Below are 24,708 nucleotides of genomic sequence, written 5' to 3'. Positions count from 1 at the left end.
GCCGTCCATGCTGCGCGCGTTTTGCTCCCCCTTCGCTCTCGCCACCCTCTTCTTCGCTTCGTTCAGCGCCTTCGCCCAGCTGCCCGCACCGGTGGCCGCGGTGCTGGCGCAGCAGGGACTGCCGGAAGAAGCCCTCGGCGTGCTGGTGCTGAAAGGCGACGCGACCGTGCTGTCGCACCATGCCGACCGGCCGATGCAGCCGGCGTCCACCATGAAGCTGGTCACGACCATGGTCAGCCTGGAGCGCCTCGGTCCCGTGTTTCGCGGCCGCACCGAGCTGCGCACGACCGGCGAGATCGACAAGGGCGTCCTGCGCGGGAACCTGGTCCTGAAGGGCGGCGCCGACGCCGACCTGTCCGGCGAACACCTGGAGAACATGCTGCGCGCCCTGCACTACCAGGGCATTCGCCGCATCGAGGGCGACCTGGTGCTGGACCGCAGCCTGTGGCAGCCGGCACGCATGGACGTCGGCATCGCTCCTTTCGACGAGTCGCCCGAGGCCTACTACAACGTGATTCCCGACGCGCTCATCATCAACAAGAACATGCTGCAGATCGACATGCGCTCTACAACGAAGCGCCTGAACCTGGAGATGCAGCCGGAACTCGACCGCGTGACGATCGGTTCCGACATGAACCTGATCGATGCCGACTGCTCGAAATGGGAAGACGGCTGGAAGCTGCCGGAAGCGGTGCGCCAGAAAGATGGCCGCATCAAGGTGCTGCTGCACGGGACCTTCCCGAAGGACTGCGCGCGCAGCTACAGCATCAACATCCTGGACCGCAACGACTACATCGAGCGCCTGTTCCGCCAGAAGTGGAAGGAACTGGGCGGGAAGTTCAGCGGCAAGGTGGTGGAAGGCACGGCGCCGCCGGACTCGCGCGTGCTGGCCGAGCACAGCTCGCGCATGCTGCCCGAGCTGGTGCGCGACACCAACAAGCCCTCCGACAACCTGCTGGCGCGCACCCTGTTCCTGAGCCTGGGCAGCCTGCAGCCGGATCCGGCGGCGGGCAGCTTCGCGCTTCCTGCCAATGGCGAGACCACCTTCGCACGCGCCGATGCGGCCGTGCGCGAATGGATGCGTGCGCAGCGCATCGACGATACCGGGCTGGTGATGGAAAACGGTTCCGGCCTGTCGCGCACGGAACAGATCACGCCGCAGCAGATGGCCTACCTGCTGCACGCCGGCCTGCGCAGCAACTGGATGCCCGAGTTCCTGGCCAGCATGCCGATCGCCGGCATGGACGGCACCCTGCGCCGTCGCCTGCAGGGCACGCCGGCCGCGGGACGTGCGCGCCTGAAGACTGGGACGCTGCGCAACGTGGTGGCGCTGGCCGGCTATGTGCCGGATGCGAACGGGGTGCAGAACGTGTTCGTGGCGATGGTGAACAGCGAGCAGGCGGGCAATGGGCGTGGGCGCGCGGTGCTCGATGCGCTGGTGGACTGGGTGGCGCGCTCCGGGGCGCCGCAGCAACAACCAGCGCAGCAGCCGGCCCCGGTCGCGCCTTAGATTCACACCTGCGCCATCCCGCCGTCGACGAACAGCTCGGTGCCGTTCACGTAGCTCGCATCATCGGAGGCCAGGAACAGCACCGCCTTCGCAATCTCTTCCGGCTCGGCCACGCGTCCCAGCGGCACCTGGCTGGCCAGCGCATCGAGCAATCCCTGCTGCGCCGCCGCTTCCGGACCGGCCAGCTCCACCAGTCCCGGCGTGCGCACCGGACCCGGGCTCACCACGTTGACGCGGATCTGGCGGTCTTTCAGGTCGAGGATCCAGCTGCGGGCAAAGGCGCGCACGGCGGCCTTGCTGGCGCTGTAGACGCTGAAGGCGGCGGTGCCGGTGACGCCCGTGATGGAGCTGGTCAGCACCACCGAAGCGCCTTTCGACAGCAGCGGGATCGCCTTCTGCACCGTGAACAGCAGCGCCTTGACGTTGCGGTCAAATGTGGCGTCGTAGTGCTCTTCGGTGATGCTCCCCAGCGCCTGCATGTCGCCGCCGCCGGCATTCACGTACAGCACGTCGAGGCGCCCGGCCTGCTCGCGGATGCGGCTGAACAGGCGATCGAGGTCGGCCGGGTTGGTGGAATCGGCCTGGATCGCGATCGCCTTGCTGCCGATGGCGGCAACGGCGGCGTCGAGTTCGGCCTGGCGGCGGCCGGTGATGAAGACCTGGGCGCCTTCCAGTGCGAACTGCTTGGCGGTGGCGAGGCCAATGCCGGTCGAGCCGCCGGTGACCAGTGCGATTTTGTTTGCAAGCTTCGTCATGATGTTCTCCGTGTGGTTGGTTGACGCAAGCCAGTGTAGTTTGTACATGCACAGGGATAAATCCGGCTATCATGGAATCATCTTCCATGCACATGCACAATCGGATGGACCACCTGCTCGCCCTGCGCACCTTCGTCCGGATTGCCGAAGCCGGCAACTTCACCAAGGCGGCCGACCAGCTCGGCCTGCCGCGTTCGACCGCCAGCAAGATCATCCAGGACCTGGAAGAACACCTGGGCACCAAGCTGATCCACCGCACCACGCGCCGCATCACGGTCACGCCGGAAGGCGCCCAGTACCACGAGCGCGCGGTGCGCCTGCTGGCTGAACTGGAAGAGATGGATGCCGAGGCGCGGCGCACGCGCGCCATGCCCAAGGGGCGATTGAGGGTCGACGTCGGCTCCTCGATCGCGAACCTGATCCTGATCCCGGCGCTCCCCGCCTTCCAGGCCGCCTACCCCGACATCGAGCTGCGCCTGGGCGTGAGCGACCGCCCGGCCGACATGGTGGGCGAAGGGATCGACTGCGTGATCCGCGGCGGCGCGCTGGCCGAATCCTCGCTCATCGGGCGCAAGCTGTGCGAACTGGACTTCATCACCTGCGCCCACCGCGACTATGTCGCCGCGCACGGCCTGCCCGCGCATCCGCGCGAGCTGGAACAGCACCACCGCCTGCTCGGTTATTTTTCCTCGCTGAGCGGCAGGACGGTGCCGCTGCGCTTCGAGCGCGACGGCGAGACGATCGAGATCGCGATCGAAGGCGGCACTGCGGTCAACGAGAGCACCGCCCACGTCAGCGCGCTGCTGGCGGGCCTTGGCGTGGCTCAGAGCTTCCGCTTCGCGCTGCAGCGCCACCTCGACAGCGGGGAACTGGTGCGGCTGCTGCCGGCATGGTCACAGCCGTCGCACCCGCTGTGGGTGATGTACCCGCCCAACCGCAACCTCAACGCCAAGGCGCGCGTGTTCGTGGACTGGGCGGTAACGGTATTCGCGGCGCTCGACGTGCGCGGGTCTTAAAGTCCCTGCTGCTTCAGCGCGTCGATTTCGAAGTCGCCGTCGTCCATCAGGCGCAGGCCGAGATCCTGGGTCGACAGGCCCAGGCTGCGCCCCATCGACAGCAGCAGGCTCTGGCCCGGCGCCGCGCGCTCCGGGTTCAGCGCATAGACCGGGTCGGCGTAGGCTTGCGCCGGCGTGATGATCGTCCACTGCATGTCCTTGAACTGCTTGACCACGTCGTCCAGCCAGAGGGCATTGATCAGGTTATGGTGCAGCAGCAGCATCTGCGGAATGTCGCGGCCCTGGAGCCGCTGCGCCAGCGCACGGTAGGCCAGCGCGCGCTGGCGCAGGTGCGCCAGGTAAGCCTGGCGGATCGGCTCGAGATCGGCGGCGCTGGCCTGCGGATTCTTCTCCAGCACTTCGACCAGTTTGTCGTTCAGGCGCCAGTCGCTGGTATCGAGCGTCACGTACGCGTTGCGATAGTCCTGCTGGCGCAGGAAGCTGCGCATCCCGTTGCGCTTGTCCGGCGTATTCCCCTCGCGCAGGAAGGTAAAGCGGAACCACCTTTGGTAGCCCGGCAGCGCAGCGATGATGCGGTCGCAGTCGAGCACTTCCTGCTGGTACTGGGCCAGGGAGACCTTGGCGCTGTCCAGGTCCGGATGGGTCATCGTGTGGTTGCCCACCACGTGCCCGGCCTGGCCCCAGGCGCGCGCCAGCGCCAGGCCTTCCGGCTTGATCGCGCCATTTCCGGCCGTGACGAACAGCGCCGCTTTCACTTTGTGCTTCGCGAGCGCCGCCAGCATCGCGTCATTGCGGGCCTGCGGCGACAGGCGCGGCGTCTCGGCCAGGCTCGGACCGTCGTCGAAGCTGAAGGCGACCGATTGTGCGTACAGCTGCGGGGCGAGGACGAGGCAGGCGGCAGCGAGCGCAGTGCGCAGGGAGTGCATGGAGAAGACAGCAGGCATGGACCGGCTCCAATCGAAGAAGGAACCGGCATTCTGGCCGCCGGGGGCGGCGCTGTCCAGTCAATGGCGCCGGCGCCGCCAGCCCAGCAAGGCCAGTCCGGCAGCGGCCGTCGCCCCGGTCGCCGGCTCCGGCACCGGCGCCAGTTGCCGGAAACTGAGCCGGGTCGCGTCGGTCCAGGCCATGGTGACGGTGGACTCCGAATAGTCGTCGTACGAATAGTCGACCGCGTCCCGGCCTGACGTGACCCAGCCGCCCCAGCCCGAGAAGAATTCGTCGTTGCCGTGCCATCCGCTCGAAAAGGACAGCTCCCGGGTGCCAGGCACGTAGCTGAAGTGACCGAGATCGCACATCATCGCGCGGGTCGGGTTCACGCCGCAGCCGGTGTACTCGATCGCGCCCACCACGAAGGAGCTCAGCTCGCCGGCCTCGAGGATGCCGTCGCCGTCGAGGTCAGTGCCGCGAAAGATGCCGGTGATCTCGGCGGCCGGCATGTCTTCTTCGCGCGTGGTGGTGCCGAAGATGTTGTGCCTGGTGGTCCAGGTGAGGTGAAAGCCGGTGTAGGTGAAGGACCAGTCGATCGACTCGGCCCGCGCGGCGCCGGCGCTGCCGGCGAGGAGGAACAAGAGAAGAAGCCTGCGCATCGCCGTTCTCCCTTCAGGGTAACGATGCCAGATTAGCACTGCCCGGCCTGGGCACGCGGCAGCCTGTCGCCGCCGCGCTACTCAGCAGGGAAGAAAAAGCTCAGAGCACGCGGCGGTAGGTGGCGCGCACTAGGTCGCGGTCGCCGCAGTCGAAATGCCACCACTCCGTGTTGATGCCGAAGAAGCCGGCAGCCAGCATGCCTTCGCGCAGCAGGCGGCGGTTGGCGACCTGTTCGTCCGTGAGCTCGCCGCTGAGAAGAAAACCTTCTTCCAGCGCTGGATGCGACAAATTGGTCATGTCGTCGAAGCCGGTGCCCATGTCGAGCTCGCGGCCCTGTTCGTCGAGCAGGGTGATGTCGAGCGCCATGCCATAGGAGTGGATCGAGCCGCGCGCCGGATCGGCCAGGTACATCTGCAGGCCGGTGCCGGCCAGGGCATCCCACAGCTGCTGCTGCACGCGCTGCGGGCGCAGGGCGTCCAGCACCAGGGCGGTATGGCCGGGGCGGCGCTCCTTCAGCCAGGCGACGAATGTTTCGAGGGCGACGGCGGCATCAACGTGCAGCCAGGCGCAGTCGAAGGGCGAGTACAGGTCGCGGCCGACGAAATTGTTGGGCGTGGCGTAGCGCAGGTCGATCGCGATCCCGTCGATGCTGGTGAGATGGCGGAATTCAGGGCTGCCGGCGATGTCCTCGCTGGCGACGGTCTGGGTCATGAAGAAGCTTTGTCGAGACAGGCGCGCGCGGTCGCGCCGATACAGTTGGCCAGCTCGCGCGCCCCGTGCGACAGGGGGGAATGGCTGGCGCTCAGCAGGTACAGGTGGACCGGCATCGCCGGCGACCACTGGCGGCACTGCACCTTGGCCGGGTCGGCCGAGGCGGCGGTGAACGGGTCGAGCACGGCCACGCCGGCGCCGGCTTCCACCAGCGAGCGGGCGATCTGGTAGGTCTGCACCACCGTGTGATAAACCGGCTGCACGCCCTGCGCCTCGCAGGCCGCGACCACGATCTCGCCCAGCGGGTCGCCGTCGTTCAGGCCGATCAGCTCCCCCGTGAGGCCATCGGCCGTGAACGGCTTGCTGAGCTCTTCCTCGCTCCAGGTGCCGCGCGGCGCCATCACGGTGAGCGCACCGTGGGCGATCGGCTCGGCCACGATGCCGGGATGGCGCGGGTCCTGCAGCGACAGCGCCAGGTCGGCTTCGCCCAGGCGCAACGCGTTCACGATCTCGCTGGTGTGCTGGGTCGCCAGCTCGCAGCGCGCCTGCGGGAAGTCGCGGCGCCATACCGTCATCGCCTGCGGCAGCACGCTGATCGCGATGGTCGGCGTCGACACCAGTCGCACGGTCTCCACCGCGCGGCTCTTGAGGCTGGCGGCCAGGCGGCGGATGCCCTGCAGGTCGCGGTTCAGCTTCTCGGTCTCGGCGAACAAGCGGTGCGCTTCCGGCTTCGGATACAGCTTGCCGCGCACGCGCTCGAACAGGGGCATGCCCAGCTGCAGCTCGGCATGCTGGAGCACTTTGGTCACCGCCGGCTGCGAGATGTGGAGGACCTGGGCGGCACCGCTGATGGTACCGACCTGCATGATGGCGTGGAAAACTTCGATATGGCGCAGGCGCATCGCTCTTTATCCTTGAGTAGAGAGTCCGCGCGCGTGGCGCGGATTTTGCGAAGGATACAGGGAAAACCCGGCTGCGGCGACCATCACGGCGTGTTCACAACAGCTGGGTTGACGGGCGGCGTCGAAGGCGTCGGCACTGGCGCCGGGACGGCCGGCGTCGGCGCCGGCACCGGTGCGGCCGGAGCAGGCGCCGTTTCCGGGACCACCGGCACCGGCGGGCTTGCCGGCGGCAGCGGCGGCACCGGCATGGTGATCACCGGCGGCGCGACCACCGGCAGCGGCGCGTTGGCCGGCGTGGTCAGCACCTCGAGCAGGGTCGCGGTTTCGGCGTCCGGGTTGCCGGCGAAGTCGGCCGGTCGGTATTTCATCTGGAAGGCCTGCAGCACGGTGCGGGTCTGCTGGTCCAGCACCCCGGTCTGCCCGATGCCGTAGCCGTGGGTGGCCAGCTTGCGCTGGAACCAGGCCACGTCCGGCAGGGTCGCGTCGAAGATCGGGCGGATGCGGGCGACGCGGTTCGCGTCCGGCCACAACACCAGGCCTTCCTGGGCCAGGCGCGCCCATGGGAACAGCGGACCCGGATCCTGCTTGCGCTGGGGCGCGATGTCGCTGTGGCCGAGGACGTTCTCGGGCGCGATGCCGTGGCGCTGGACGATGTCTTTCACCAGCGGCAGCAGGGCGTCCATCTGGGCCTGCGGGAAGGGGTAGAACAGGCGGCTGCCGTCCGGATTGACGGTGAAGCCCGGGTTGACGATTTCGATACCGATCGAACTGTTGTTCAGCTGGGTATAGGCCTTCCAGCTCGACACGCCAGCATGGTAGGCGGCCCGGTTCTCGTCCACCAGGCGGTAGATGATCGGCTGCGCATCGTTGGTAACGAGATAGTGAGCGCTCACCTGCTGCTCGGTCAGGATCTTGATCGAGGTCGGGTTGTCGGACACCGTGTAGTGCAGCACCAGGAAGCGCGCGCGGCTGGCCTGGCCCTTGGCGTTGTAGGTGGTGTCGATCTTGGGGCCGATCGGTTCGGTGGCGCAGCCAGCCAGCAGCGCGAGAATGACGGGGACAATCAGGTGTTTCATGGTCACGGAATCCTGTGGGTGTTATTGGCCGGCGCGCGGCGCCGGTTCGGCCGCCAGGCGCGCGGCGGCGTAATGCGCGCGCACCCCGGTCTGGCTCAAGATGGTTTGCGGCGGCAGCGCCGCGCGCATGGTTTCGACGATCGCCGGGTGCAGCTCGGCGGCGCGGCCGGCCAGCGCCACCGGGCGCGGACCGAAACGGCTGACCAGGGCCTGCGCCAGGCGCGCCAGTTCGCGGCCCGCTTCGCGCAGGATGGCGGCGGCGGCCGGATCGCGCTCGGCGGTGGCGGCCACCGCGATCGCCAGCTTGCCCACCTCGCCGCGTTCGCGGCCGTAGATGAACTGACGCGAGAACGACCAGTCCGAGCCGCCCACGTGCTGGAACACGGCGTGCGCCATCGGCGAGGATTCCCAGGCGCCGGGACACTCGTCCTCGCGGCGCCAGATGTGGCGCAGCGCTTCGCGCGCAATCCAGAAACCGCCGCCGCCGTCGTCCAGCACCACGCCCCGTCCGCCGGCGCGGTGAAAGCCATGGTGTTCGTCGATGAAGGCGCCGATCGAGCCGGTGCCGGAATACACCAGGTAGCCCTCGCCCGGCCGGAAGCTGGCCAGGTAGGCGATCTCGATGTCGTTGCTCAGCACGATCGCCTGCGGCGCGAGGCCCAGCAGCTCGCCCAGGCACTGCTGCAGCGGGCCGCCGTCGCCGCCGAAACCGGTGACGCCGGCGCGCACCGCCACCGGGCGGCCGTGGGCCAGCACGGCGCGGGCGATGGCCCCGAAGGTGGCCTGCACCGACTCGCGGCCTTCGGCGCTGCCCATCTGCAGGGCCGACAGGCCGCCCACCGTGCCTTCGGCAACGATGCGTCCACCCGGGGCCGCGAGGGCCCAGCGGGTCTGGGTGCCGCCGGCATCGATACCGAGGCCGAGGTCTTCGTTCTGCTGCAGTTCGGGATTAGGCATGGTATGAATAAGCGGATGAAACCGGCGTCAAGGTGAGAATATCAGGGCTTGCGCCATGCGTACACGCGTGCGCCTTCCTTGCCGAGGCGGTCGACCGCGCTCACCACCACCAGGTCGGCGGCGCCGAGCTGCGCGTCGTCCGGCACGGTCCAGTCCACGCGCGCCGCCGGCGCCACCGAGAAGCGCCACTCGCCGCCGTGGCGCGCCCAGATCGCATACAGGGTGGTCGCCTTGCCCGCCTTGAGCTTCAGGTCGACGCCGTCCTTGCCGCGCTTGGCGGTGACCAGCGGCGTGCCCGGACCGGCGCTGGCCAGCCACGGGGTAGCCGGCACCAGCACCTGGCCCTGGTAGGTGGTGGCGCGCAGCTGGTCGCTGATGCCCTTGCGGTTCTGGGTCAGCGCGGCCATGCTGAAGTGGACGTGGCCGGTCGAGAGCGGACGCGCGCGCGTCAGCGCGATCTGGTCCACGATCTCCTTCGGCTCGTAGTTCAGGGTCGGCGGCGCCGCGCCGATGCGGCTGGTGAACAGGCCCGGCCACATGTGGCGGCCCTGCGGGTTCTGCGAAATCCAGTAATCGAGCAGCACCGGGTAGGACTGGGCGGTCTGGGCGATCGGCCAGTACAGCTGCGGCACGAAGTAGTCGACCCAGCCCTTTTCCAGCCACAGCTCGGCGTCGGCGTACAGCTTGTCGTACTGCGAAAAGCCCGTGATGCCGGGCGGACGGCGGTCCGGACGGCCCATGCCGAAGGGGCTGATGCCGACCCGCACCCAGCTCTTCTCGCGGTGCACGCCCTTGTACATGGCTTCGATCAGGCGGTTGACGTTGTCGCGGCGCCAGGAGGCGCGATCGAGCTTGCCGCCGCCCGCCAGATAGCGCTCCCAGGCCGGGCCGTCGGGGAAGTCGAGCTCCTTGGCGACCGGCTTGCCGTTGCCGTCCAGGGCCTGCGCATTGCCGGCGACTTCCGGCGCGGCGATCGGGTAGGGATAGAAGTAGTCGTCGATGTGCACGCCGTCGATGTCGTAGCGGCGCACCACGTCGAGGATCACGTCCATGGTCTGCTTCGAGGCCGCTTCCTCGGCCGGGTCCATCCACATGAACTTCCCGTAGCGTTTCACTGCGGACGGGATGGTGTTGGTAATGTGGTTCGGCGCCGCCGGCGACTTGGCATTGTCGTGGCGCGCGCGGTAGGGATTGAACCAGGCGTGCAGCTCGAGGCCGCGCGCGTGCGCTTCCTTGACCCAGAACGCCAACGGGTCATACATCGGCGAGGGCGGCTTGCCTTGGGCGCCGGTCAGGTATTCGGTCCAGGGCTCGATCTGCGACGGATAGATCGCGTCGGCCGCCGGGCGCACCTGCAGCACGATGGCGTTCAGGTTGAGGCTCACCGCGCGGTCGAGGATGGCGACCGCTTCCGCCTGCTGCTGCGCGGCGGGGAGGCCCGGCTTGGTGGGCCAGTCGATGTTGGCGACGGTCGAGACCCAGGCGGCGCGGAATTCGCGCGGCGCCGGCGGCGGGTTGTCGGCCGCGCTGCCGGGCGTGGTCGGCTGCGTGCTGCAGGAGCTCAAGAAGCCGGTCAGCGCCAGCGCGCCGGTCATGGTGCCGAGCGTGAATGCGCGTTTTTTCAGGTTGGGTTTCATTCCATTCCTTGATTGTTGTTCTAGACTTTGACGAACCACCGCTTGCGCCACATGCCGTACGCGATCGCGAACATGCAGGCGTTGATGAGGATGGCGTATAACAGCGAGGTATTCGCAGGACCCAGCGGCAGCGCCTTGATCGGCGCATACAGCAGGCGCCCGAGCGCAATCTGGCTGCCGTCCGGCTGGTCCAGCTTGATAAAGCCGAGCATCTTGGCGACGAAGCCCGAGAAGGCGAAGATGAACAGGGCGTTCATGCCGTAGATGAGGAAGGGCTTGGCCCACACGGCGGCGCGTTCGCGCACGATCGCATGCGGGTTGGCGTCGAGCAGCCAGTAGAAGGCGCCGAAGGCGAGCAGCGCCCAGCCGCTCATCCACAGGCAATAGGACACCGTCCACAGGCTCTTATTGATCGGCATGAGCACGGCGTCCAGGCTCGAACCCAGGGCCAGGAACACCAGGCCGGCGAACAGCATCCGCGCGGTCTGCTCGATGCGCGGCAGGTTGGATGCCAGTACGCGGCCCGCGAGCACGCCGAACAGCTGGCTGCACAGGGCCGGGATGGTGCTGACCAGGCCCTCCGGGTCCCAGGTCTTCGATTGCACCCACAGGTGGCCATCGAGCAGCATGCGGTCGACGTACGCGCCGAAGTCCTTCCCCGGCTCGAGGACGCCCGCGCCGATGCCCGGCACCGGCACCCACAGCATCAGCACCGAATACAGCGCCAGCAGCAGCGCGATCACGACCAGCTGCGTGCGCCAGCGCAAATAGACCACCACTGGCGCGGCCAGCAAGGTGCACAGGGCGATGCGCTGCAGGACACCCGGAATGCGCACATGCTCGAAGTCGAAGCGCGGGATCAGGTTCAGCAGGAAGCCGATCAGGAAAATCAATGCGGCGCGTTTCGCCAGCTTGAGCAGCAGGCGCGGCCTGTCGGCGCCGCTGGCTGCCAGGCGGCCCAGCGACAGGGTCATGGCGACGCCGCCGATGAACAGGAAGAAGGGGAAGATGCAATCGGTGAAGGTCCAGCCGTTCCACTTCGCGTGGGCCAGCTGGGCATGCAGATTGCCCCAGTCGCCCGGGTTGTTCACGAGGACCATCGCGGCGATGGTAAAGCCGCGGAAGGCGTCGAGCGAGGTCAGGCGCACCGGTGCATCGCGCATTGCTGCGTTGTCTCCTTCATTGTTGCCGCCGTGGGGCGGCGTTTATTTTTTCCCGAATTCCGGGTCGATCTTCACCAGGGCCGCCATGATGAAGGCGGGGATCGTCGACATGCACGCCCAGATGAAGAAGTGCTTGTAGCCGAGGTATTCCTGCAGGTCGCCGCTCCACATGCCCGGCACCATCATGCCGAGGGCCATCAGGCCGGTGCAGATCGCGTAGTGGGCGGTCTTGTGCTCGCCCTCGCAGACCATGATCATGTACAGCATCATCGCCGTGAAGCCGAAGCCGTAGCCGAACTGCTCGACCGCGAGCGAGGCGCACACCACCGCGAAGCTGGTCGGCTGCACCTGCGACAGGTAGACGAAGACCAGGTCCGGCAGGTGGACCGCGAACACCATCAGCCACAGGCAGCGCTTCAGGCCCAAGCGCGAGATCAGGTAGCCGCCGGCCAGGCCGCCCAGGGTCAGGAAGGCGATGCCGATGGTGCCGTAGGCGATGCCGTACTGCTCGGTGGTGAGGCCCAGGCCGCCCGCCGCCAGCGGGTCTTTCAGGAAGGGCGCCACGAGCTTGAGGAGCTGGGCTTCGCCCAGGCGGAAGGTCAGGATGAAGCCGAGGATCAGCCAGATGTCGCGCTTCTTGAAGAACAGGGCGAAGGTGACGAAGAAGTCGCGCAGCGGATTGCTGCTGCCCTTGACCGCGTGGTCGCTGTCGGGCTTGGGCAGGACGGTCCCGTGCCACAGGAAAGCCAGGAAGAACAGCGCGGCCAGCACGAAGAACACGATCGACCAGGCCTGGTTGACGTCACCCAGCTGGTGCGCGAGATACCCGGCCAGCACCACCAGCGGGCCCTGCCCCGCCAGCGTGGCGAGGCGATAGAAGGTGGAGCGCACGCCGACGAAAGCCGCCTGCTGCTGCTGGCGCAGGCCGAGCATGTAGAAGCCGTCGGCCGAGATGTCGTGGGTGGCGGAGCTGAAGGCCATCACCCACATCACGGCGAGGCTGGCAATGAAGAAGTTCGGCAGGTGCAGCGACATGCCCACCGCGACCAGCGAAGCGGCCACCGCCAGCTGCAGCAGCACGGTCCAGCGGCGCTTGGTGCCGAACATGTCGACGATCGGCGACCACAGGGGCTTGATCACCCAGGGCAGGTACAGCAGGCTAGTATAGAAGGCGATGTCGGAGTTCGACACGCCCATGTCCTTGTACATGATGACCGAGAGGCTCATCACCACCACGTAGGGGATGGCCTGGGCGAAGTACAGGGAGGGGATCCACAGCCACGGGGATTTCGCTTGCGTCGTTTGCATGGTTCTTTCGTGGTCGGCGGGCCTGGGCCCTCCGCTGTTAGCGAATCGCGTCGCGCACGCTGCCGCGCGCCGACGCCAGGAGCGCCTGCGCCTGGTCGACACTGGTTTGTTTGATCAAGGCCACGATCGCCGTCTTGACGTGGAAGCCGCACTGTTCCAGCACCGCCTGCGCCTGCGCCTCTTCGGCGCCGGTGGCGAATACGGTCAGGCGGATGGCGCGTCGCACCAGCTTGGCATTGGTAGCGCGGAAGTCTACCATCAGGTTGCCGTACACCTTGTTCAAACGCACCATCAGGCCGCTGGAGAAGGTGTTCAGCGCGATCTTCTGCGAGGTGCCCGCTTTCAGGCGGGTCGAGCCGGAGATTACTTCCGGTCCGGTATCGAGCACGATGCCGATTTCCGCTTCGGTGGCCACCGGCGCGTCGGCGTTATTCGAGAAGCCGATGGTGAGCGCACCCGCGGCACGCGCAGCGCGCAGCGCGCCCAGTACATAGGGGGTATGGCCCGAGGCGGCCAGCAGCAGCACCACGTCGCTTGCCTCCACCTTGACGCTCGCCAGGTCGGCCGCGCCCTGCTCGACGTCGTCCTCGGCGCCTTCCACGGCGACGAACATCGCGCTCTCGCCCCCCGCCAGCAGGGCCACGGCGCGGCCATGCGGCCAGGAGAAGGTGGGATTGAGCTCGACGCTATCGAGCACCCCGAGGCGGCCCGAGGTGCCGGCGCCGACATAGATCAGGCGTCCGCCCGCCTCGATGCGCGGCAGCGCCGCGGTGATGGCGGCGGCGATGCGGGGACCGGCGGCGCGGACCGCGTCGACGGCCTTGACCTGGTCGTCGACGAAGACGTTGACCAGGTCCGCAGTCGGGTACTGGTCGAGAGTTGCATGGTCCTGGGCCGGGGTTTCGGTTTTCAGCATTGCCGTATCTTCTAGGTGCGGAGTGATCGATGAAACCAGTGTAATACCAATTGCCCGGGGTGGCCCATGAAAGCTGCACCCGTCATCATGCCGAAAAGTTATGCTGGCCTGCGGAGCTCCGCCACGAAATCGTAGTGGTCGCTAAGGCAGTAGGAATGGGTCAGCTCGACCGGCTCGCCCGATTCCAGGTAGCCCACGCGGGTGATGAACAGCACCGCGCGGCCTTCCGGCACGTCGAGGCGCTCGGCCAGTTCCCTGGGCGCGTTCATCGCGCGCAGGTGCTGCAGGGCGCGCACCGGCATGTGCCCGGTCTTGGCTAGGTGCGCGTACAGCGAACCGCCCACGTTCTCGGGGCGCGGCAGGATGGTGGCCGGGATCACGCTCACTTCATAGGCCATCACCACCCCGTCCGCCAGGCGCAGGCGCTCCAGGCGCGCCACCCGCGTGCTGGGCGACAGGCCCAGCGACAACTGCTCGTCGGCGTCGGCCAGCACCACTTCGCGCCGCAGCCAGTGGCTGCTGGGCGTGTAGCCGCGCTGCTGCAGCTGCTCGGAAAAGCTCGACAGGTCGGACAGCGGCTGCTCGATGCGCGGCGCGATGTAATTCCCCGATCCTCGCCGGCGCACCACCAGTCCCTGTTCCACCAGCTGGTCGATGGCCTTTCGCGCCGTGACGCGCGAGACGTCGAGCTGCTCGGACAGGGTGCGTTCCGAAGGCAGGGCCTGGTCGGCCTGGTAGCGGCCGTCGCGCACGTCTTGTGCGAGCTTGCGCGCTAGCTGCATATACAGTGGCGAGTTGTCGTTCAGGTCGACCTGGAAGGCAGGGCTGTTTGTCGTCATCGGTTCGGTTCAGGTGTTACACAAAGTGTAATGGCAACACCCGTCCCCGACACAGTGCAGTCCATGAAAAAGCTTTGTATATGCATTCTTATTGCTTATAAGCATACCACTTGATACCAATATAAAAGGGTTATGCCAAGGCCACGGCTATTCATTTGGCAATCCTTCCTGTCACTCCGTATGCTCGTCCGACGTAGTTCACAAATAACAAGCCACAAGGGCGAAAAAGGAGACCGGGATGAACGAGCGCAGGCGAAGCTTGCTGGGCATGGCCCTGCTGGGCGCGGTCGAGCCGCTGTTCGCGGCCCCGTCCGCACCGGCAGGCGCCACCCTCCCGCTTGAAGCGCGCCAGGCGCTCGACGCCGAACTGGCGGCGGTGGCCAACGATCCGGCCTTGCAGCTGGCCAGCCTGTCGGTGGTGGCGATCCGCGCCGGCCAGCCGGTCTACGAACAGGCCTTCGGGCGCCGCTTTATCGGCAACGGCAGCCTGCCGGACAAGCCGGCCACCCCCGCGACCCTGTACCGCATCGCCTCGATCTCCAAGATGATGACCACGCTGGGCCTGATGCGCCTCGTGGAAGCCGGCAAGGTGGACCTCGACGCCGACGTCTCCGGCTGCCTGGGCTTCAGCCTGCGCAACCCACATTTCCCGGACCAGGCGATCACGCTGCGCACCCTGCTCACCCATACCTCCTCGCTGCGCGACGAAGGCGGCTACTCCTGGCCCTTCGCCACCGCGCTGAAGGATGTGCTGGGGCCGCAGATGTGGTCAAAGCGCGCCGGTCCCGGCGCCTACTTCACCTACTGTAACCTCGGCTGGGGCGTGATCGGCACCCTGATGGAAAGGGTGACGGGCGAGCGCTTCGACCTTCTGATGCAGCGCCTGCTGCTGCAGCCGCTCGGCATCCAGGCCGGCTACAACGCCTCGGCGCTGCCGCCGGCGGCGCTGGACAAGCTGGCGACCCTGTACCGCAAGCGCACCACCGACACCGAGATCTGGGACGCGAACGGCCCCTGGATTGCCCAGGTCGACGATTACTCGGCCAAGGCGCCGGCGCCGCCACCTGGCCTCGCGAGCTACGTCCCCGGCACCAACGCCACGCCCTTCAGCCCGACCGGCGGGCTGCGCATCTCGGCGCGCGACATGGGCGTGATCATGCGGATGCTGATGAACGGCGGCGTGCATGGCGACGGCACCTACGGCAGGCGCCTGTTCCAGGACGCCACCCTGGCACGCATGTTCGCGCGCCAGTGGACCATCGATGCCAATGGCAGCAACGGCGATTCGCTGGGCGGCTTCTTCCCCGCCTGGGGCCTGGGCAATGCGCACTTCCCTGACCGCCCCGGCAGCTGCCTGGTCGACGGCGGCGGCTTCGACGCGGTCGGCCACTCGGGCGACGCCTACGGCCTGCGCTCCGTGTTTGCGGCGGACCTGGCGCGCGGCGACGGCATGATCATGCTGATGGGCGGCCCTTCCAGCGACCCGGACCGGCAGAAGGGACGCTATTCGGCGCGGGCCCGGTTCGAGGAGCGCATCCTCACGGCCCTGTATCGCCATGCCATCCTCGGCCAACGGGCGGCAACGTGATGCCAAGCTCTACATATACGGCGGTTATGGCGCTCGACGCGACTTTCATTGGCCGTGTTCCGGCCGAGCCCCTAAGCTCGACCCTCAAATTCAATAAAAAGAGTGCAGGATGCAGCAGCAAGTAATTGTCATCGGTGGCGGCGTGGTCGGCCTGACCTCGGCCTGGTGGCTGGCGGAAGCCGGCTACCGCGTCACCGTCCTCGAACGCGCCGCGGAAGTCGGCAGCGGCTCCAGCTACGGCAACGGCGGGCAGCTCAGCTACCGCTACGTCTCGCCGCTGGCCGACGAAGGCGTGCCGCTCAAGGCCTTGCAGTGGATGTTCCAGGATACCGGTCCGCTGCACTTCCGCCCCGAAGCCGACCTGCGCCAGTACCGCTGGCTGGCCAGCTTCCTCGCCCACTGCCGCGCCGACGTCAACCGCAAGACCACCGCCAAGCTGCTCGAACTGGGCGAGCTGTCGCGCCAGGGCATGAAGCAACTCGAAGTCACAGTGCCGCTCGACGAATTCGAATGGCGCGACGCCGGCAAGCTGGTGGTCTACCGCTCGCGCGACGTGTTCGAAAAAGCGGCGGGCAAGGCCGGCGCCGGCGAGATCTGGTCGGCCACCGAGTGCGCGGCGCGCGAACCCGCGCTGGCGGCGGCCGAGCCGCTGCTGGCGGGCGGCATCTATAACAGCGGCGAAGCGGTGGCCGACTGCCACGCCTTCTGCCTGGCGCTGGCCTCGCGCCTGCGCGCGCACCAGAACTTCCAGGGCTTCGTCAACGCCGAGGCGCGCCGCCTGCTGGCGGACAATGGCCGCATTACCGGCATCGAAACCGACACCGGCACCCTTGCCGCCGACAGCTACGTGCTAGCCGCCGGCATTCAGAGCCGCACGCTGTCCGATACGGTCGGCATCAGCCTGCCCCTGTACCCGCTGAAGGGCTACAGCCTGACGGCGCCGATCCGCGAGGACGACGTGGCGCCGGAAATCAGCGTCACCGACTTCGAGCGCAAGGTGCTGTACGCACGCATCGGCAACAAGCTGCGCGTCGCCGCCATGGTCGACATGGTGGGCGAAGACCTGAGCCATACGCCCAAGCGGGTGGACGGGCTGACCCGCCAGGTGAAGGAAACCATGCCGCGCGCGGCCGACTATTCGCAGATCTCGGTCTGGGCCGGCCTGCGCCCCGCCACCCCGAGCAGCGCCCCGATCATCGGCGCCACCCCCTACGGCAACCTGTGGCTGAACGTGGGCCATGGCCCGCTCGGCTTCACCTTCGCCTGCGGCAGCGCCAGCCTGCTGGCGGGCGCGATGAAGGGCGAGGCGCCGCCGTTCTCGCTGGACGGGCTGACCCTGCGCGGCTAATGGCCGCAGCCGTCTCCGCCTGAAAAATGGCGGATAATGACGGCCATGTCCAAAACGACCACGTTTGACGCCTGCCCTTGTGGCGGGCCGTCCCTGGCCGCCTGCTGCGGTCCTTTCATCGAAGGCAGCGCCATCCCACCCACGGCGGAGGCGCTGATGCGCTCGCGCTACACGGCCTACACGCTCAAGAACGAGCCCTATCTGCTCGCGACCTGGCATCCGAGCACGCGCCCGCTTGAGTCGATCATCGATGAGAAAGAGCCAATCCGCTGGCTCGGACTTGAGGTAAAATCTGCTTTACGTTTACGTCAACGTAAAGTAGATTTGCCGGATGATCCAGACAGCGACACCGTCGAATTCGTCGCCCGCTTCAAGCTGGGCGGACGGGCGCACCGGCTGCACGAAGTGAGCCGCTTCCTGCGCGAGCCCGATCCCGATACCGGGACGCCGCGCTGGTATTACGTGGACGGCAGTTTCCCAAAATAAATACCGAACAAGAGACATAGAGGACGGCAATGCCCCAGATCGAGAGCAAACTGAACCCGCGCGGCGAAGATTTCAAGGCGAATGCCGCGGCCATGCAGGCCATCGTCGATGACCTGCGCGCCAAGGTGGCCCAGATGGCCCAGGGCGGCGGCGAAGCGGCCAGCGCCAAGCATGTCGCACGCGGCAAGCTGCTCCCCCGTGACCGGGTGCAGATGCTGCTCGACCCGGGCACGCCCTTCCTCGAGTTCTCCCAGCTGGCGGCTTACGAGATGTACGAAGGCGCAGCGCCGGCGGCCGGCATCATCACCGGTATCGGCCGCGTTGCCGGTCAGGAATGCGTGATCGTCTGTAACGACGCCACCGTCAAGGGCGGTACCTACTATCCGATGACGGTGAAAAAGCACCTCCGCGCCCAGGAGATCGCCGAGCAGAACCACCTGCCCTGCATCTACCTGGTCGACTCGGGCGGCGCCAACCTGCCGAACCAGGACGACGTGTTCCCGGACCGCGACCACTTCGGCCGCATCTTCTATAACCAGGCGAACCTGTCCGCCAAGGGCATCCCGCAGATCGCGGTCGTCATGGGTTCCTGCACCGCCGGCGGCGCCTATGTGCCGGCGATGAGCGACGAATCGATCATCGTCAAGGAACAGGGCACCATCTTCCTGGGCGGGCCTCCCCTGGTGAAAGCGGCGACCGGCGAAGTCGTGACCGCCGAAGACCTGGGCGGCGGCGACGTCCACACCCGCCTGTCGGGCGTGGCCGACCACCTGGCCCAGAACGATCTGCACGCGCTGTCGCTAGCGCGCACCATCGTGTCGAACCTGAACCGCGTCAAGCCCATGCAAGGAGCCTTGCGCGAAAGCGTCGAGCCGAAATATGCGCCGGAAGAGCTGTACGGCGTGATCCCGGTCGATACCCGCAAACCCTTCGACGTGCGTGAAGTGATCGCGCGCGTGGTCGATGGCAGCGAATTCGACGAGTTCAAGGCGCGCTACGGCACCACCCTGGTGTGCGGCTTCGCCCACATCTACGGCATGAAGGTCGGCATCATCGCCAACAACGGCATCCTGTTCTCGGAATCGGCGCTGAAAGGCGCCCACTTCATCGAGCTGTGCTGCCAGCGCAAGATCCCGCTGGTGTTCCTGCAAAATATTACGGGCTTCATGGTTGGCCGCAAGTACGAAAACGAAGGCATCGCCCGCAACGGCGCCAAGATGGTCACGGCCGTGGCCACCGCCTCGGTGCCGAAGTTCACCGTGATCATCGGCGGTTCCTTTGGCGCCGGTAACTACGGCATGTGCGGCCGCGCGTTTTCTCCCCGCTTCCTGTGGATGTGGCCGAACGCCCGCATCTCCGTCATGGGCGGCGACCAGGCGGCATCGGTGCTGGCCACGGTCAAGCGCGACGGCATCGAAGCCAAGGGCGGCCAGTGGTCCGCGGATGAAGAAGCCGCATTCAAGCAGCCGATCAAGGAGCAGTACGAGCACCAGGGCCACCCCTACTACGCCACCGCGCGCCTGTGGGACGACGGGGTCATCGACCCGGCCGACACCCGCACCGTGCTCGGCCTGGGCCTGTCGGCCGCGCTCAACGCGCCGATCGAAGACACGAAGTTCGGCGTGTTCCGCATGTAAGGGGGAGAATATGGAATATCAAACGCTCACCGTCTCGATCGATGACAAGGTGGCCGCCGTCACCCTGAACCGCCCCGAGCTGCGCAATGCCTTCAACGAACAAACCATCGCCGAGCTGGCGCTGGCCTTCGACGAACTGGGACGTCACGAAGGCGTGCGCGCCATCGTGCTGGCCGCGAACGGCCCGGCCTTCTGCGCCGGCGCGGACCTGAACTGGATGAAGAAGATGGCCGGCTACTCGCACAGCGAGAACCAAGAGGACGCCGCGCGCCTCGCGGACATGCTGCGCACCATCTACCTGTGCCCGAAGCCCACCGTGGCCAAGGTGCAGGGCGACTGCTACGCCGGCGGCATGGGCCTGGTGGCGGCCTGCGACGTCGTGGTGGCCAGCGAGGTGGCGCATTTCTGCCTGTCCGAAGTGAAGCTGGGTCTGATCCCGGCCACCATCTCGCCCTATGTCATCAAGGCGATGGGCGAGCAGGCCTCGCGCCGCTACTTCCTGACGGCCGAGCGCTTCGATGCGATCGAGGCCCGCCGCATTGGCTTTGCTCACGAAGTGGTCCCTGCCGAGGCGCTGGACGCCACTGTGGCCGGCATCGTGAAGTCCCTGGTGACCAACAGCCCGAACGCGGTGCGTCAAGCCAAGGCGCTGGTGCGCGAGGTCGTGGGCCAGCCGGTCGACGACGCGCTGCTGCTTGATACCGCCAGCCGCATCGCGGAAATCCGCGCATCAACGGAGGGCCGCGAAGGCGTGGCCTCCTTCCTCGAGAAGCGCAAGCCGACCTGGCTGAATTAAGTAACAAGTATTGGATCGATTGTGAAGCAGCAGACCTCTTCCGACTGGATCGCACGCAGCCTGCGCAGCGTGTGGCACCCGTGCACCCAGATGCAGCACCACGAAGAGGTGCCGCTGATCGCGGTCAAGCATGGCAAGGGGCCATGGCTGTATGACCACGAGGGCCGCCGCTACCTGGACGGCATCAGCTCCTGGTGGGTCAACCTGTTCGGCCACGCCAACCCGCGCATCAACGCGGCGCTGAAGGACCAGCTGGACAAGCTGGAACACGCGATGCTGGCCGGCTTCACCCATGAGCCGGTGATCGAGCTCTCCGAAAGGCTGGCCGCCCTCACCGGCCACAACCTCGGCCACGCCTTCTACGCCTCGGACGGCGCCTCGGCGGTCGAGATCGCGATGAAGATGAGCTTCCACGCCTGGCGCAATGCCGGCTATCCGGGCAAGCAGGAATTCGTCTGCCTGCAGGGCAGCTACCACGGCGAGACCATCGGCGCGCTCGCGGTCACGGACGTCCCGCTGTTCAAGGACGCCTATGGCCCGCTGTTGCGCGCCTCGCACGTGGTGCCGGCGCCGGATGCGCGCAACGCAAGCGAGGGCGAATCGGCGCAGGACGTGGCCAGGCGCGCCATTGCCGCCGTGCGCACCCTGTTCGAAGAACGCGGCGACAAGATCGCCGCCATCATCGTCGAGCCGCTGGTGCAGTGCGCGACCGGCATGGCGATGTACGACCCGCTCTACCTGGAACTGCTGCGCGAACTGTGCGACCAGCACCACGTGCACCTGATCGCCGACGAAATCGCGGTCGGCTGCGGGCGCACCGGCACCTTCTTCGCCTGCGAGCAGGCCGCCATCTGGCCCGACTTCCTGTGCCTGTCCAAGGGCATCAGCGGCGGCTACCTGCCGCTCTCGCTGGTGCTCACCAGCGACGCCATCTACCAGGCCTTCTACAGCGAAGACATCACGCGCGGCTTCCTGCACTCGCACTCCTACACCGGCAACCCGCTCGCCTGCCGCGCGGCCCTGGCCACGCTCGACATCTTCGAGGAAGACGAGGTCTTGATGCGCAACCGCGAGCTGGCCACCAAGCTGACCATCGCGCTGGCGCCGCTCGCCGAGCACGAGCGCACCCACCACTTCCGCCAGCGCGGCATGATCTTCGCGTTCGATGCGCTTGAACCGGACCCCAAGCGCGCTTCGACCTTCGCACGGCGCTTCTTCACCAGCGCCGTGGAAAACGAACTGCTGCTGCGCCCGATCGGCCGCACGGTCTACCTGATGCCGCCCTACGTGCTGGACGACGAGCACGTCGAGCACCTGGCGACGCGCACGCAGAAGGTTTTTGAGTCGGTGATCGCGGGTTGAACATGAATCTGATCGAAGGCATCGACCGCAAGCTCGACACGCTGGCCGCGCAAAGCCTCACGCGCCGCCTGCGCGTGGCCGACAGCCCCTGCGCGCCGCGCCAGGTCGTGGACGGCCGCGAGATGCTGGCTTTCTGCAGCAACGACTACCTCGGCCTGGCCTCGCACCCGGCAGTCGTCAACGCCCTGCAGGAGGGCGCCGCACGCTATGGTGCCGGCAGCGGCGCCTCGCACCTCGTCAGTGGCCACAGCCGCGCGCACGCGCTGCTGGAAGAACGCTTCGCCGAGTGGCTGTCGCCCTACATCGATAGAGCACGCGCCCTCTACCTGTGCACCGGCTACATGGCCAACCTGGCCGTCTTGACTGCACTGGGCGCGGACAGCGACGCCATGATTTTCTCGGAAGCGCTGAATCACGCCTCCCTGATCGACGGCGCCCGCCTGGCCAAAGCCGGCGTCAGCGTCTACCCGCATGGCGACGTCGCCGCGCTGGAGCAGCAACTGGTCGCCAGCACTGCGGCCACGAAGATCGTCGTCACCGACAGCGTCTTCAGCATGGACGGCAACCTGACGCCGCTTCCTCAATTGCTGGCCCTGTGCGAGCGCCATGGCGCCTGGCTGGTGGTCGACGACGCCCACGGCTTCGGCGTGCTGGGCGACACGGGCCGCGGCGCGCTCGAGCACTTCGGCCTGTCCTCGGCCAACCTGGTCTACATCGGCACCCTCGGCAAGGCGGCCGGCGTAGGCGGCGCCTTCATCGCGGCGCACGCCAGCGTGATCGAGCTGCTGGTGCAGCGCGCCCGCCCCTACATCTACACCACGGCCGCGCCGCCGGCGCTGGCGCATGCACTGCAGGCCAGCCTTGATATCATCGGAGGCGAAGAAGGCGCACAGCGCCGCGCCCACCTGGCCGCGCTGGTCGCGCACCTGCAGGATGCGCTGCGTCCGCAACGCTGGCAGCTGCTGGCATCGAATACCGCGATCCAGCCGCTCGTCATCGGTAGCAACGCCGACGCGCTACGCGTGGCGGCCGCCCTGCACGAGCAAGGCCTGTGGGTGCCGGCGATCCGTCCCCCGACCGTGGCGGCGGGCACTGCACGCCTGCGCATCACCCTGTCGGCGGCGCATACCCATGAGGAAGTGGCGCAGCTGGCGCGCGCGCTGAACGAACTGGAAAGGGCCACAGCATGAGGAACCTGAACGAACCGGACCAGCCGCTGGCATTGACGCCCATCGTCACCGCCCCGGCGCCCGCCACGGCCGGCGCTGCGGTCGAGGAGCCGAAGCCGGAAGCCCTCGCGGTGGAAAGCGTACCGTCGCGCTTCTGCTGCTTCGTCACCGGCACCGATACCGAGATCGGCAAGACCCTGGTATCGAGCGCGATCCTGCACAAGCTGGCCACAAACGGCCGCCGCGCCTGCGGCATGAAGCCGGTGGCGGCCGGCGCCGAGCTGATCGACGGTGAGCTGCACAACGAGGACGCCGACATGCTGCGCGCGGCTGGCAACGTGCACCTGCCGATGAACATCACCACGCCCTTCCTGCTCAAGGAGCCGGCCGCGCCGCACATCGCCGCGGCGCTCGAAGGCGTGACCATCGAGCCGGTGCCGATCCTGGCCGCCTACACCGAGATCCACGCCGCCTCGGATGCCGTGGTGGTCGAGGGCGTGGGCGGTTTCCGCGTCCCCTTCAACGACGACTTCGACAGCGCCGACCTGGCGGCGCAGCTCAACCTGCCGGTGATCCTGGTGGTGGGCCTGCGCCTGGGCTGCATCAGCCACGCCCTGCTCACCGTGGAAGCCATCGTGGCGCGCGGCCTGGTGCTGGCGGGCTGGGTGGCCAACACGGTCGACCCGGACATGCGCTTCATGCTTGAAAACATCGACGCGCTGGAACAACGCATTCCGGCGCCGCTGCTGGGCCACGTGCCCCGCCTCGACAACCCGACGGCACAAGCCGCCGCCGAATATATCGACCTCGCGGGACTGCCGGGCTGGCATTCTCCGCGCGTCCAGACCTAAGGAAAAACCAAGATGTCCCAAGCGAATACCATTGCACTGCACCGTCCCGTCGCCATCAAGCAGCCGGACAACGTCACCTGGCCGCTGGCCGACGTGCTGGCCCTGTTCGAGCTGCCCTTCAATGAGCTGATGTTCCGCGCGCAGCAGGCGCACCGCGCCAACTTCCCGGACGGCGACGTCGAACTGGCCACCCTGCTGTCGATCAAGACCGGCGGTTGCGAAGAGGATTGCGGCTACTGCCCGCAGGCCGCGCGCTACGACACCGGCGTCGAAGCCAAGAAGATCCTCGACCTCGACACCGTGCTGGATGCGGCGCGCGAAGCCAAGGCCAACGGCGCCACCCGCTTCTGCATGGGCGCGGCATGGCGCAGCCCGAAGGAACGCGACATGGAGAAGGTCGAAACCATGGTGCGCGAAGTGAAGGCGCTCGGCATGGAAACCTGCGCCACCCTGGGCATGCTCGAAGAAGGCCAGGCCGAACAGCTCAAAAAGGCGGGCCTGGACTACTACAACCACAACATCGACACCGCGCCGGACTTCTACAACAACGTGATCTCGACCCGCGAATACCAGGACCGCCTGGACACGCTGGGCCGCGTGCGCAGCGCCGGCCTGAAGGTCTGCTGCGGCGGCATCGTCGGCATGGGGGAGACGCGCGAACAGCGCGCCGGCCTGATCGCCCAGCTGGCCAACCTGAACCCGTACCCGGAATCGGTGCCGGTCAACCACCTGGTGCAGGTCGAAGGCACCCCGCTGCACGGCATCGAGAAGCTCGACCCGATCGAATTCGTGCGCACCATCGCCGTGGCGCGCATCACCATGCCGCAGGCGCGCGTGCGCCTGTCGGCAGGCCGCCGCGAACTGGGCGAAGCGGTCCAGAGCATGTGCTTCATGGCCGGCGCCAATTCAATCTTCTACGGCGACAAGCTGCTCACCACCGGCAACCCGGAAGCGGACGACGACCGCGTGCTGCTCGAGAAGCTGGGCCTGAAGACGCGCGCCGCGACACTGGACTCGGCGCCGAAGGCTGCCTGCGGCTGCTGATTTTCTACAGCGGCCGGGGAGACACGGCCGCCCATGAACCTAAACCGAAG

At 67.4% G+C, this 24,708-nt stretch carries 23 protein-coding genes; 11 read left to right on the top strand and 12 right to left on the bottom strand.

Annotated features, from left to right (window positions below):
- The first annotated feature begins 7 nt into the window (after positions 1–7).
- Complete coding sequence (gene dacB / locus GV068_RS15750) at positions 8–1,510, top strand: D-alanyl-D-alanine carboxypeptidase/D-alanyl-D-alanine-endopeptidase (RefSeq protein WP_159699664.1); 1,503 nt, start codon at positions 8–10, stop codon at positions 1,508–1,510.
- A 2-nt stretch (positions 1,511–1,512) separates the two neighbouring features.
- Here the strand turns inward: dacB and GV068_RS15745 are convergent, their stop codons facing one another.
- Positions 1,513–2,268, bottom strand: coding sequence for an SDR family NAD(P)-dependent oxidoreductase (locus GV068_RS15745; RefSeq protein WP_159705103.1), 756 nt, complete (start codon positions 2,266–2,268; stop codon positions 1,513–1,515).
- Positions 2,269–2,351: 83 nt separating this feature from the next.
- Between GV068_RS15745 and GV068_RS15740 the strand changes: the two genes are divergently transcribed.
- Positions 2,352–3,281 (top strand): LysR family transcriptional regulator, encoded by a 930-nt coding sequence (locus GV068_RS15740; RefSeq protein ID WP_229464239.1) that lies wholly within the window; start codon positions 2,352–2,354, stop codon positions 3,279–3,281.
- Here GV068_RS15740 and GV068_RS15735 read toward each other — a convergent pair.
- From GV068_RS15735 to GV068_RS15685, 11 genes are all read right to left on the bottom strand, one after another.
- Entirely contained in the window at positions 3,278–4,225 is a 948-nt protein-coding gene (locus GV068_RS15735; protein WP_229464236.1) for a polysaccharide deacetylase family protein, read from the bottom strand. The two genes, GV068_RS15740 and GV068_RS15735, sit on opposite strands and share 4 nt — an antisense overlap.
- Before the next feature lie 60 nt (positions 4,226–4,285).
- On the bottom strand, positions 4,286–4,867 hold the full coding sequence (locus GV068_RS15730; RefSeq protein ID WP_159699661.1) for a PEP-CTERM sorting domain-containing protein: 582 nt from the start codon (positions 4,865–4,867) through the stop codon (positions 4,286–4,288).
- A 100-nt stretch (positions 4,868–4,967) separates the two neighbouring features.
- Positions 4,968–5,579 (bottom strand): M15 family metallopeptidase, encoded by a 612-nt coding sequence (locus GV068_RS15725; protein WP_159699658.1) that lies wholly within the window; start codon positions 5,577–5,579, stop codon positions 4,968–4,970.
- A complete protein-coding gene (locus tag GV068_RS15720) occupies positions 5,576–6,481 on the bottom strand; it encodes a LysR family transcriptional regulator (RefSeq protein ID WP_159699655.1) in 906 nt (301 codons plus the stop codon). The genes GV068_RS15725 and GV068_RS15720 overlap by 4 nt, the downstream gene beginning before the upstream one ends.
- An 83-nt stretch (positions 6,482–6,564) precedes the next feature.
- Complete coding sequence (locus GV068_RS15715; RefSeq protein ID WP_159699652.1) at positions 6,565–7,557, bottom strand: N-acetylmuramoyl-L-alanine amidase; 993 nt, start codon at positions 7,555–7,557, stop codon at positions 6,565–6,567.
- Positions 7,558–7,578: 21 nt separating this feature from the next.
- A complete protein-coding gene (locus tag GV068_RS15710) occupies positions 7,579–8,514 on the bottom strand; it encodes an N-acetylglucosamine kinase (RefSeq protein WP_159699649.1) in 936 nt (311 codons plus the stop codon).
- Positions 8,515–8,555: 41 nt separating this feature from the next.
- Positions 8,556–10,151, bottom strand: a complete 1,596-nt coding sequence (locus GV068_RS15705) for a glycoside hydrolase family 10 protein (protein ID WP_159699646.1) — start codon at positions 10,149–10,151, stop codon at positions 8,556–8,558.
- 20 nt (positions 10,152–10,171) lie between these two features.
- The gene (locus GV068_RS15700; protein ID WP_159699643.1) at positions 10,172–11,314 is read right to left on the bottom strand and encodes an acyltransferase family protein; all 1,143 of its coding nucleotides are present in this window, start codon (positions 11,312–11,314) and stop codon (positions 10,172–10,174) included.
- A gap of 42 nt (positions 11,315–11,356) precedes the next feature.
- Entirely contained in the window at positions 11,357–12,622 is a 1,266-nt protein-coding gene (locus GV068_RS15695; protein WP_159699640.1) for an MFS transporter, read from the bottom strand.
- Positions 12,623–12,659: 37 nt separating this feature from the next.
- Complete coding sequence (murQ, locus tag GV068_RS15690) at positions 12,660–13,538, bottom strand: N-acetylmuramic acid 6-phosphate etherase (RefSeq protein ID WP_159699637.1); 879 nt, start codon at positions 13,536–13,538, stop codon at positions 12,660–12,662.
- A 98-nt stretch (positions 13,539–13,636) separates the two neighbouring features.
- Positions 13,637–14,377 carry a GntR family transcriptional regulator gene (locus GV068_RS15685; protein ID WP_159699634.1) on the bottom strand — a complete coding sequence of 247 codons (741 nt, stop codon included), beginning with the start codon at positions 14,375–14,377 and terminating at the stop codon, positions 13,637–13,639.
- A gap of 238 nt (positions 14,378–14,615) precedes the next feature.
- On the opposite strand from GV068_RS15685, the gene GV068_RS15680 reads away from it, so the two are divergent.
- The 9 genes from GV068_RS15680 (at position 14,616) to bioB (ending at position 24,658) form a co-directional block, all read left to right on the top strand.
- A complete protein-coding gene (locus tag GV068_RS15680; RefSeq protein WP_229464234.1) occupies positions 14,616–15,965 on the top strand; it encodes a serine hydrolase in 1,350 nt (449 codons plus the stop codon).
- A 109-nt stretch (positions 15,966–16,074) separates the two neighbouring features.
- The gene (locus GV068_RS15675; protein WP_159699631.1) at positions 16,075–17,313 is read left to right on the top strand and encodes a D-amino acid dehydrogenase; all 1,239 of its coding nucleotides are present in this window, start codon (positions 16,075–16,077) and stop codon (positions 17,311–17,313) included.
- 45 nt (positions 17,314–17,358) lie between these two features.
- Complete coding sequence (locus GV068_RS15670; protein WP_229464233.1) at positions 17,359–17,799, top strand: YchJ family protein; 441 nt, start codon at positions 17,359–17,361, stop codon at positions 17,797–17,799.
- 29 nt (positions 17,800–17,828) lie between these two features.
- Positions 17,829–19,436 carry a carboxyl transferase domain-containing protein gene (locus GV068_RS15665; protein ID WP_159699628.1) on the top strand — a complete coding sequence of 536 codons (1,608 nt, stop codon included), beginning with the start codon at positions 17,829–17,831 and terminating at the stop codon, positions 19,434–19,436.
- 10 nt (positions 19,437–19,446) lie between these two features.
- Positions 19,447–20,232, top strand: a complete 786-nt coding sequence (locus GV068_RS15660; RefSeq protein ID WP_159699625.1) for an enoyl-CoA hydratase/isomerase family protein — start codon at positions 19,447–19,449, stop codon at positions 20,230–20,232.
- Positions 20,233–20,253: 21 nt separating this feature from the next.
- Entirely contained in the window at positions 20,254–21,594 is a 1,341-nt protein-coding gene (bioA, locus tag GV068_RS15655) for an adenosylmethionine--8-amino-7-oxononanoate transaminase (RefSeq protein WP_159699622.1), read from the top strand.
- Between the two features lie 2 nt (positions 21,595–21,596).
- Positions 21,597–22,784: an 8-amino-7-oxononanoate synthase gene (bioF, locus tag GV068_RS15650; RefSeq protein ID WP_159699619.1), complete on the top strand. Its 1,188-nt coding sequence runs from the start codon at positions 21,597–21,599 to the stop codon at positions 22,782–22,784.
- Positions 22,781–23,614, top strand: coding sequence for a dethiobiotin synthase (bioD, locus tag GV068_RS15645; protein WP_201303299.1), 834 nt, complete (start codon positions 22,781–22,783; stop codon positions 23,612–23,614). The genes bioF and bioD overlap by 4 nt, the downstream gene beginning before the upstream one ends.
- A 12-nt stretch (positions 23,615–23,626) precedes the next feature.
- Positions 23,627–24,658, top strand: coding sequence for a biotin synthase BioB (gene bioB, locus GV068_RS15640; protein ID WP_229464231.1), 1,032 nt, complete (start codon positions 23,627–23,629; stop codon positions 24,656–24,658).
- Positions 24,659–24,708 lie beyond the last annotated feature (50 nt).

The organism is Massilia sp. 9I (assembly GCF_902506415.1).
Taxonomy (GTDB): domain Bacteria; phylum Pseudomonadota; class Gammaproteobacteria; order Burkholderiales; family Burkholderiaceae_D; genus Telluria.
This window is presented reverse-complemented; position numbering and strand designations above follow the sequence as displayed.

Excerpts from the sequence above, each read along its gene's own strand:
- dacB (WP_159699664.1), top strand. The coding sequence starts at position 8 with ATGCTGCGCGCGTTTTGCTCCCCCTTCGCTCTCGCCACCCTCTTCTTC.
- GV068_RS15740 (WP_229464239.1), top strand. The coding sequence starts at position 2,352 with ATGCACATGCACAATCGGATGGACCACCTGCTCGCCCTGCGCACCTTC.
- GV068_RS15735 (WP_229464236.1), bottom strand. The coding sequence starts at position 4,225 with ATGCCTGCTGTCTTCTCCATGCACTCCCTGCGCACTGCGCTCGCTGCC.
- GV068_RS15730 (WP_159699661.1), bottom strand. The coding sequence starts at position 4,867 with ATGCGCAGGCTTCTTCTCTTGTTCCTCCTCGCCGGCAGCGCCGGCGCC.
- GV068_RS15725 (WP_159699658.1), bottom strand. The coding sequence starts at position 5,579 with ATGACCCAGACCGTCGCCAGCGAGGACATCGCCGGCAGCCCTGAATTC.
- GV068_RS15720 (WP_159699655.1), bottom strand. The coding sequence starts at position 6,481 with ATGCGCCTGCGCCATATCGAAGTTTTCCACGCCATCATGCAGGTCGGT.
- GV068_RS15715 (WP_159699652.1), bottom strand. The coding sequence starts at position 7,557 with ATGAAACACCTGATTGTCCCCGTCATTCTCGCGCTGCTGGCTGGCTGC.
- GV068_RS15710 (WP_159699649.1), bottom strand. The coding sequence starts at position 8,514 with ATGCCTAATCCCGAACTGCAGCAGAACGAAGACCTCGGCCTCGGTATC.
- GV068_RS15705 (WP_159699646.1), bottom strand. The coding sequence starts at position 10,151 with ATGAAACCCAACCTGAAAAAACGCGCATTCACGCTCGGCACCATGACC.
- GV068_RS15700 (WP_159699643.1), bottom strand. The coding sequence starts at position 11,314 with ATGCGCGATGCACCGGTGCGCCTGACCTCGCTCGACGCCTTCCGCGGC.
- GV068_RS15695 (WP_159699640.1), bottom strand. The coding sequence starts at position 12,622 with ATGCAAACGACGCAAGCGAAATCCCCGTGGCTGTGGATCCCCTCCCTG.
- murQ (WP_159699637.1), bottom strand. The coding sequence starts at position 13,538 with ATGCTGAAAACCGAAACCCCGGCCCAGGACCATGCAACTCTCGACCAG.
- GV068_RS15685 (WP_159699634.1), bottom strand. The coding sequence starts at position 14,377 with ATGACGACAAACAGCCCTGCCTTCCAGGTCGACCTGAACGACAACTCG.
- GV068_RS15680 (WP_229464234.1), top strand. The coding sequence starts at position 14,616 with ATGAACGAGCGCAGGCGAAGCTTGCTGGGCATGGCCCTGCTGGGCGCG.
- GV068_RS15675 (WP_159699631.1), top strand. The coding sequence starts at position 16,075 with ATGCAGCAGCAAGTAATTGTCATCGGTGGCGGCGTGGTCGGCCTGACC.
- GV068_RS15670 (WP_229464233.1), top strand. The coding sequence starts at position 17,359 with ATGTCCAAAACGACCACGTTTGACGCCTGCCCTTGTGGCGGGCCGTCC.
- GV068_RS15665 (WP_159699628.1), top strand. The coding sequence starts at position 17,829 with ATGCCCCAGATCGAGAGCAAACTGAACCCGCGCGGCGAAGATTTCAAG.
- GV068_RS15660 (WP_159699625.1), top strand. The coding sequence starts at position 19,447 with ATGGAATATCAAACGCTCACCGTCTCGATCGATGACAAGGTGGCCGCC.
- bioF (WP_159699619.1), top strand. The coding sequence starts at position 21,597 with ATGAATCTGATCGAAGGCATCGACCGCAAGCTCGACACGCTGGCCGCG.
- bioD (WP_201303299.1), top strand. The coding sequence starts at position 22,781 with ATGAGGAACCTGAACGAACCGGACCAGCCGCTGGCATTGACGCCCATC.
- bioB (WP_229464231.1), top strand. The coding sequence starts at position 23,627 with ATGTCCCAAGCGAATACCATTGCACTGCACCGTCCCGTCGCCATCAAG.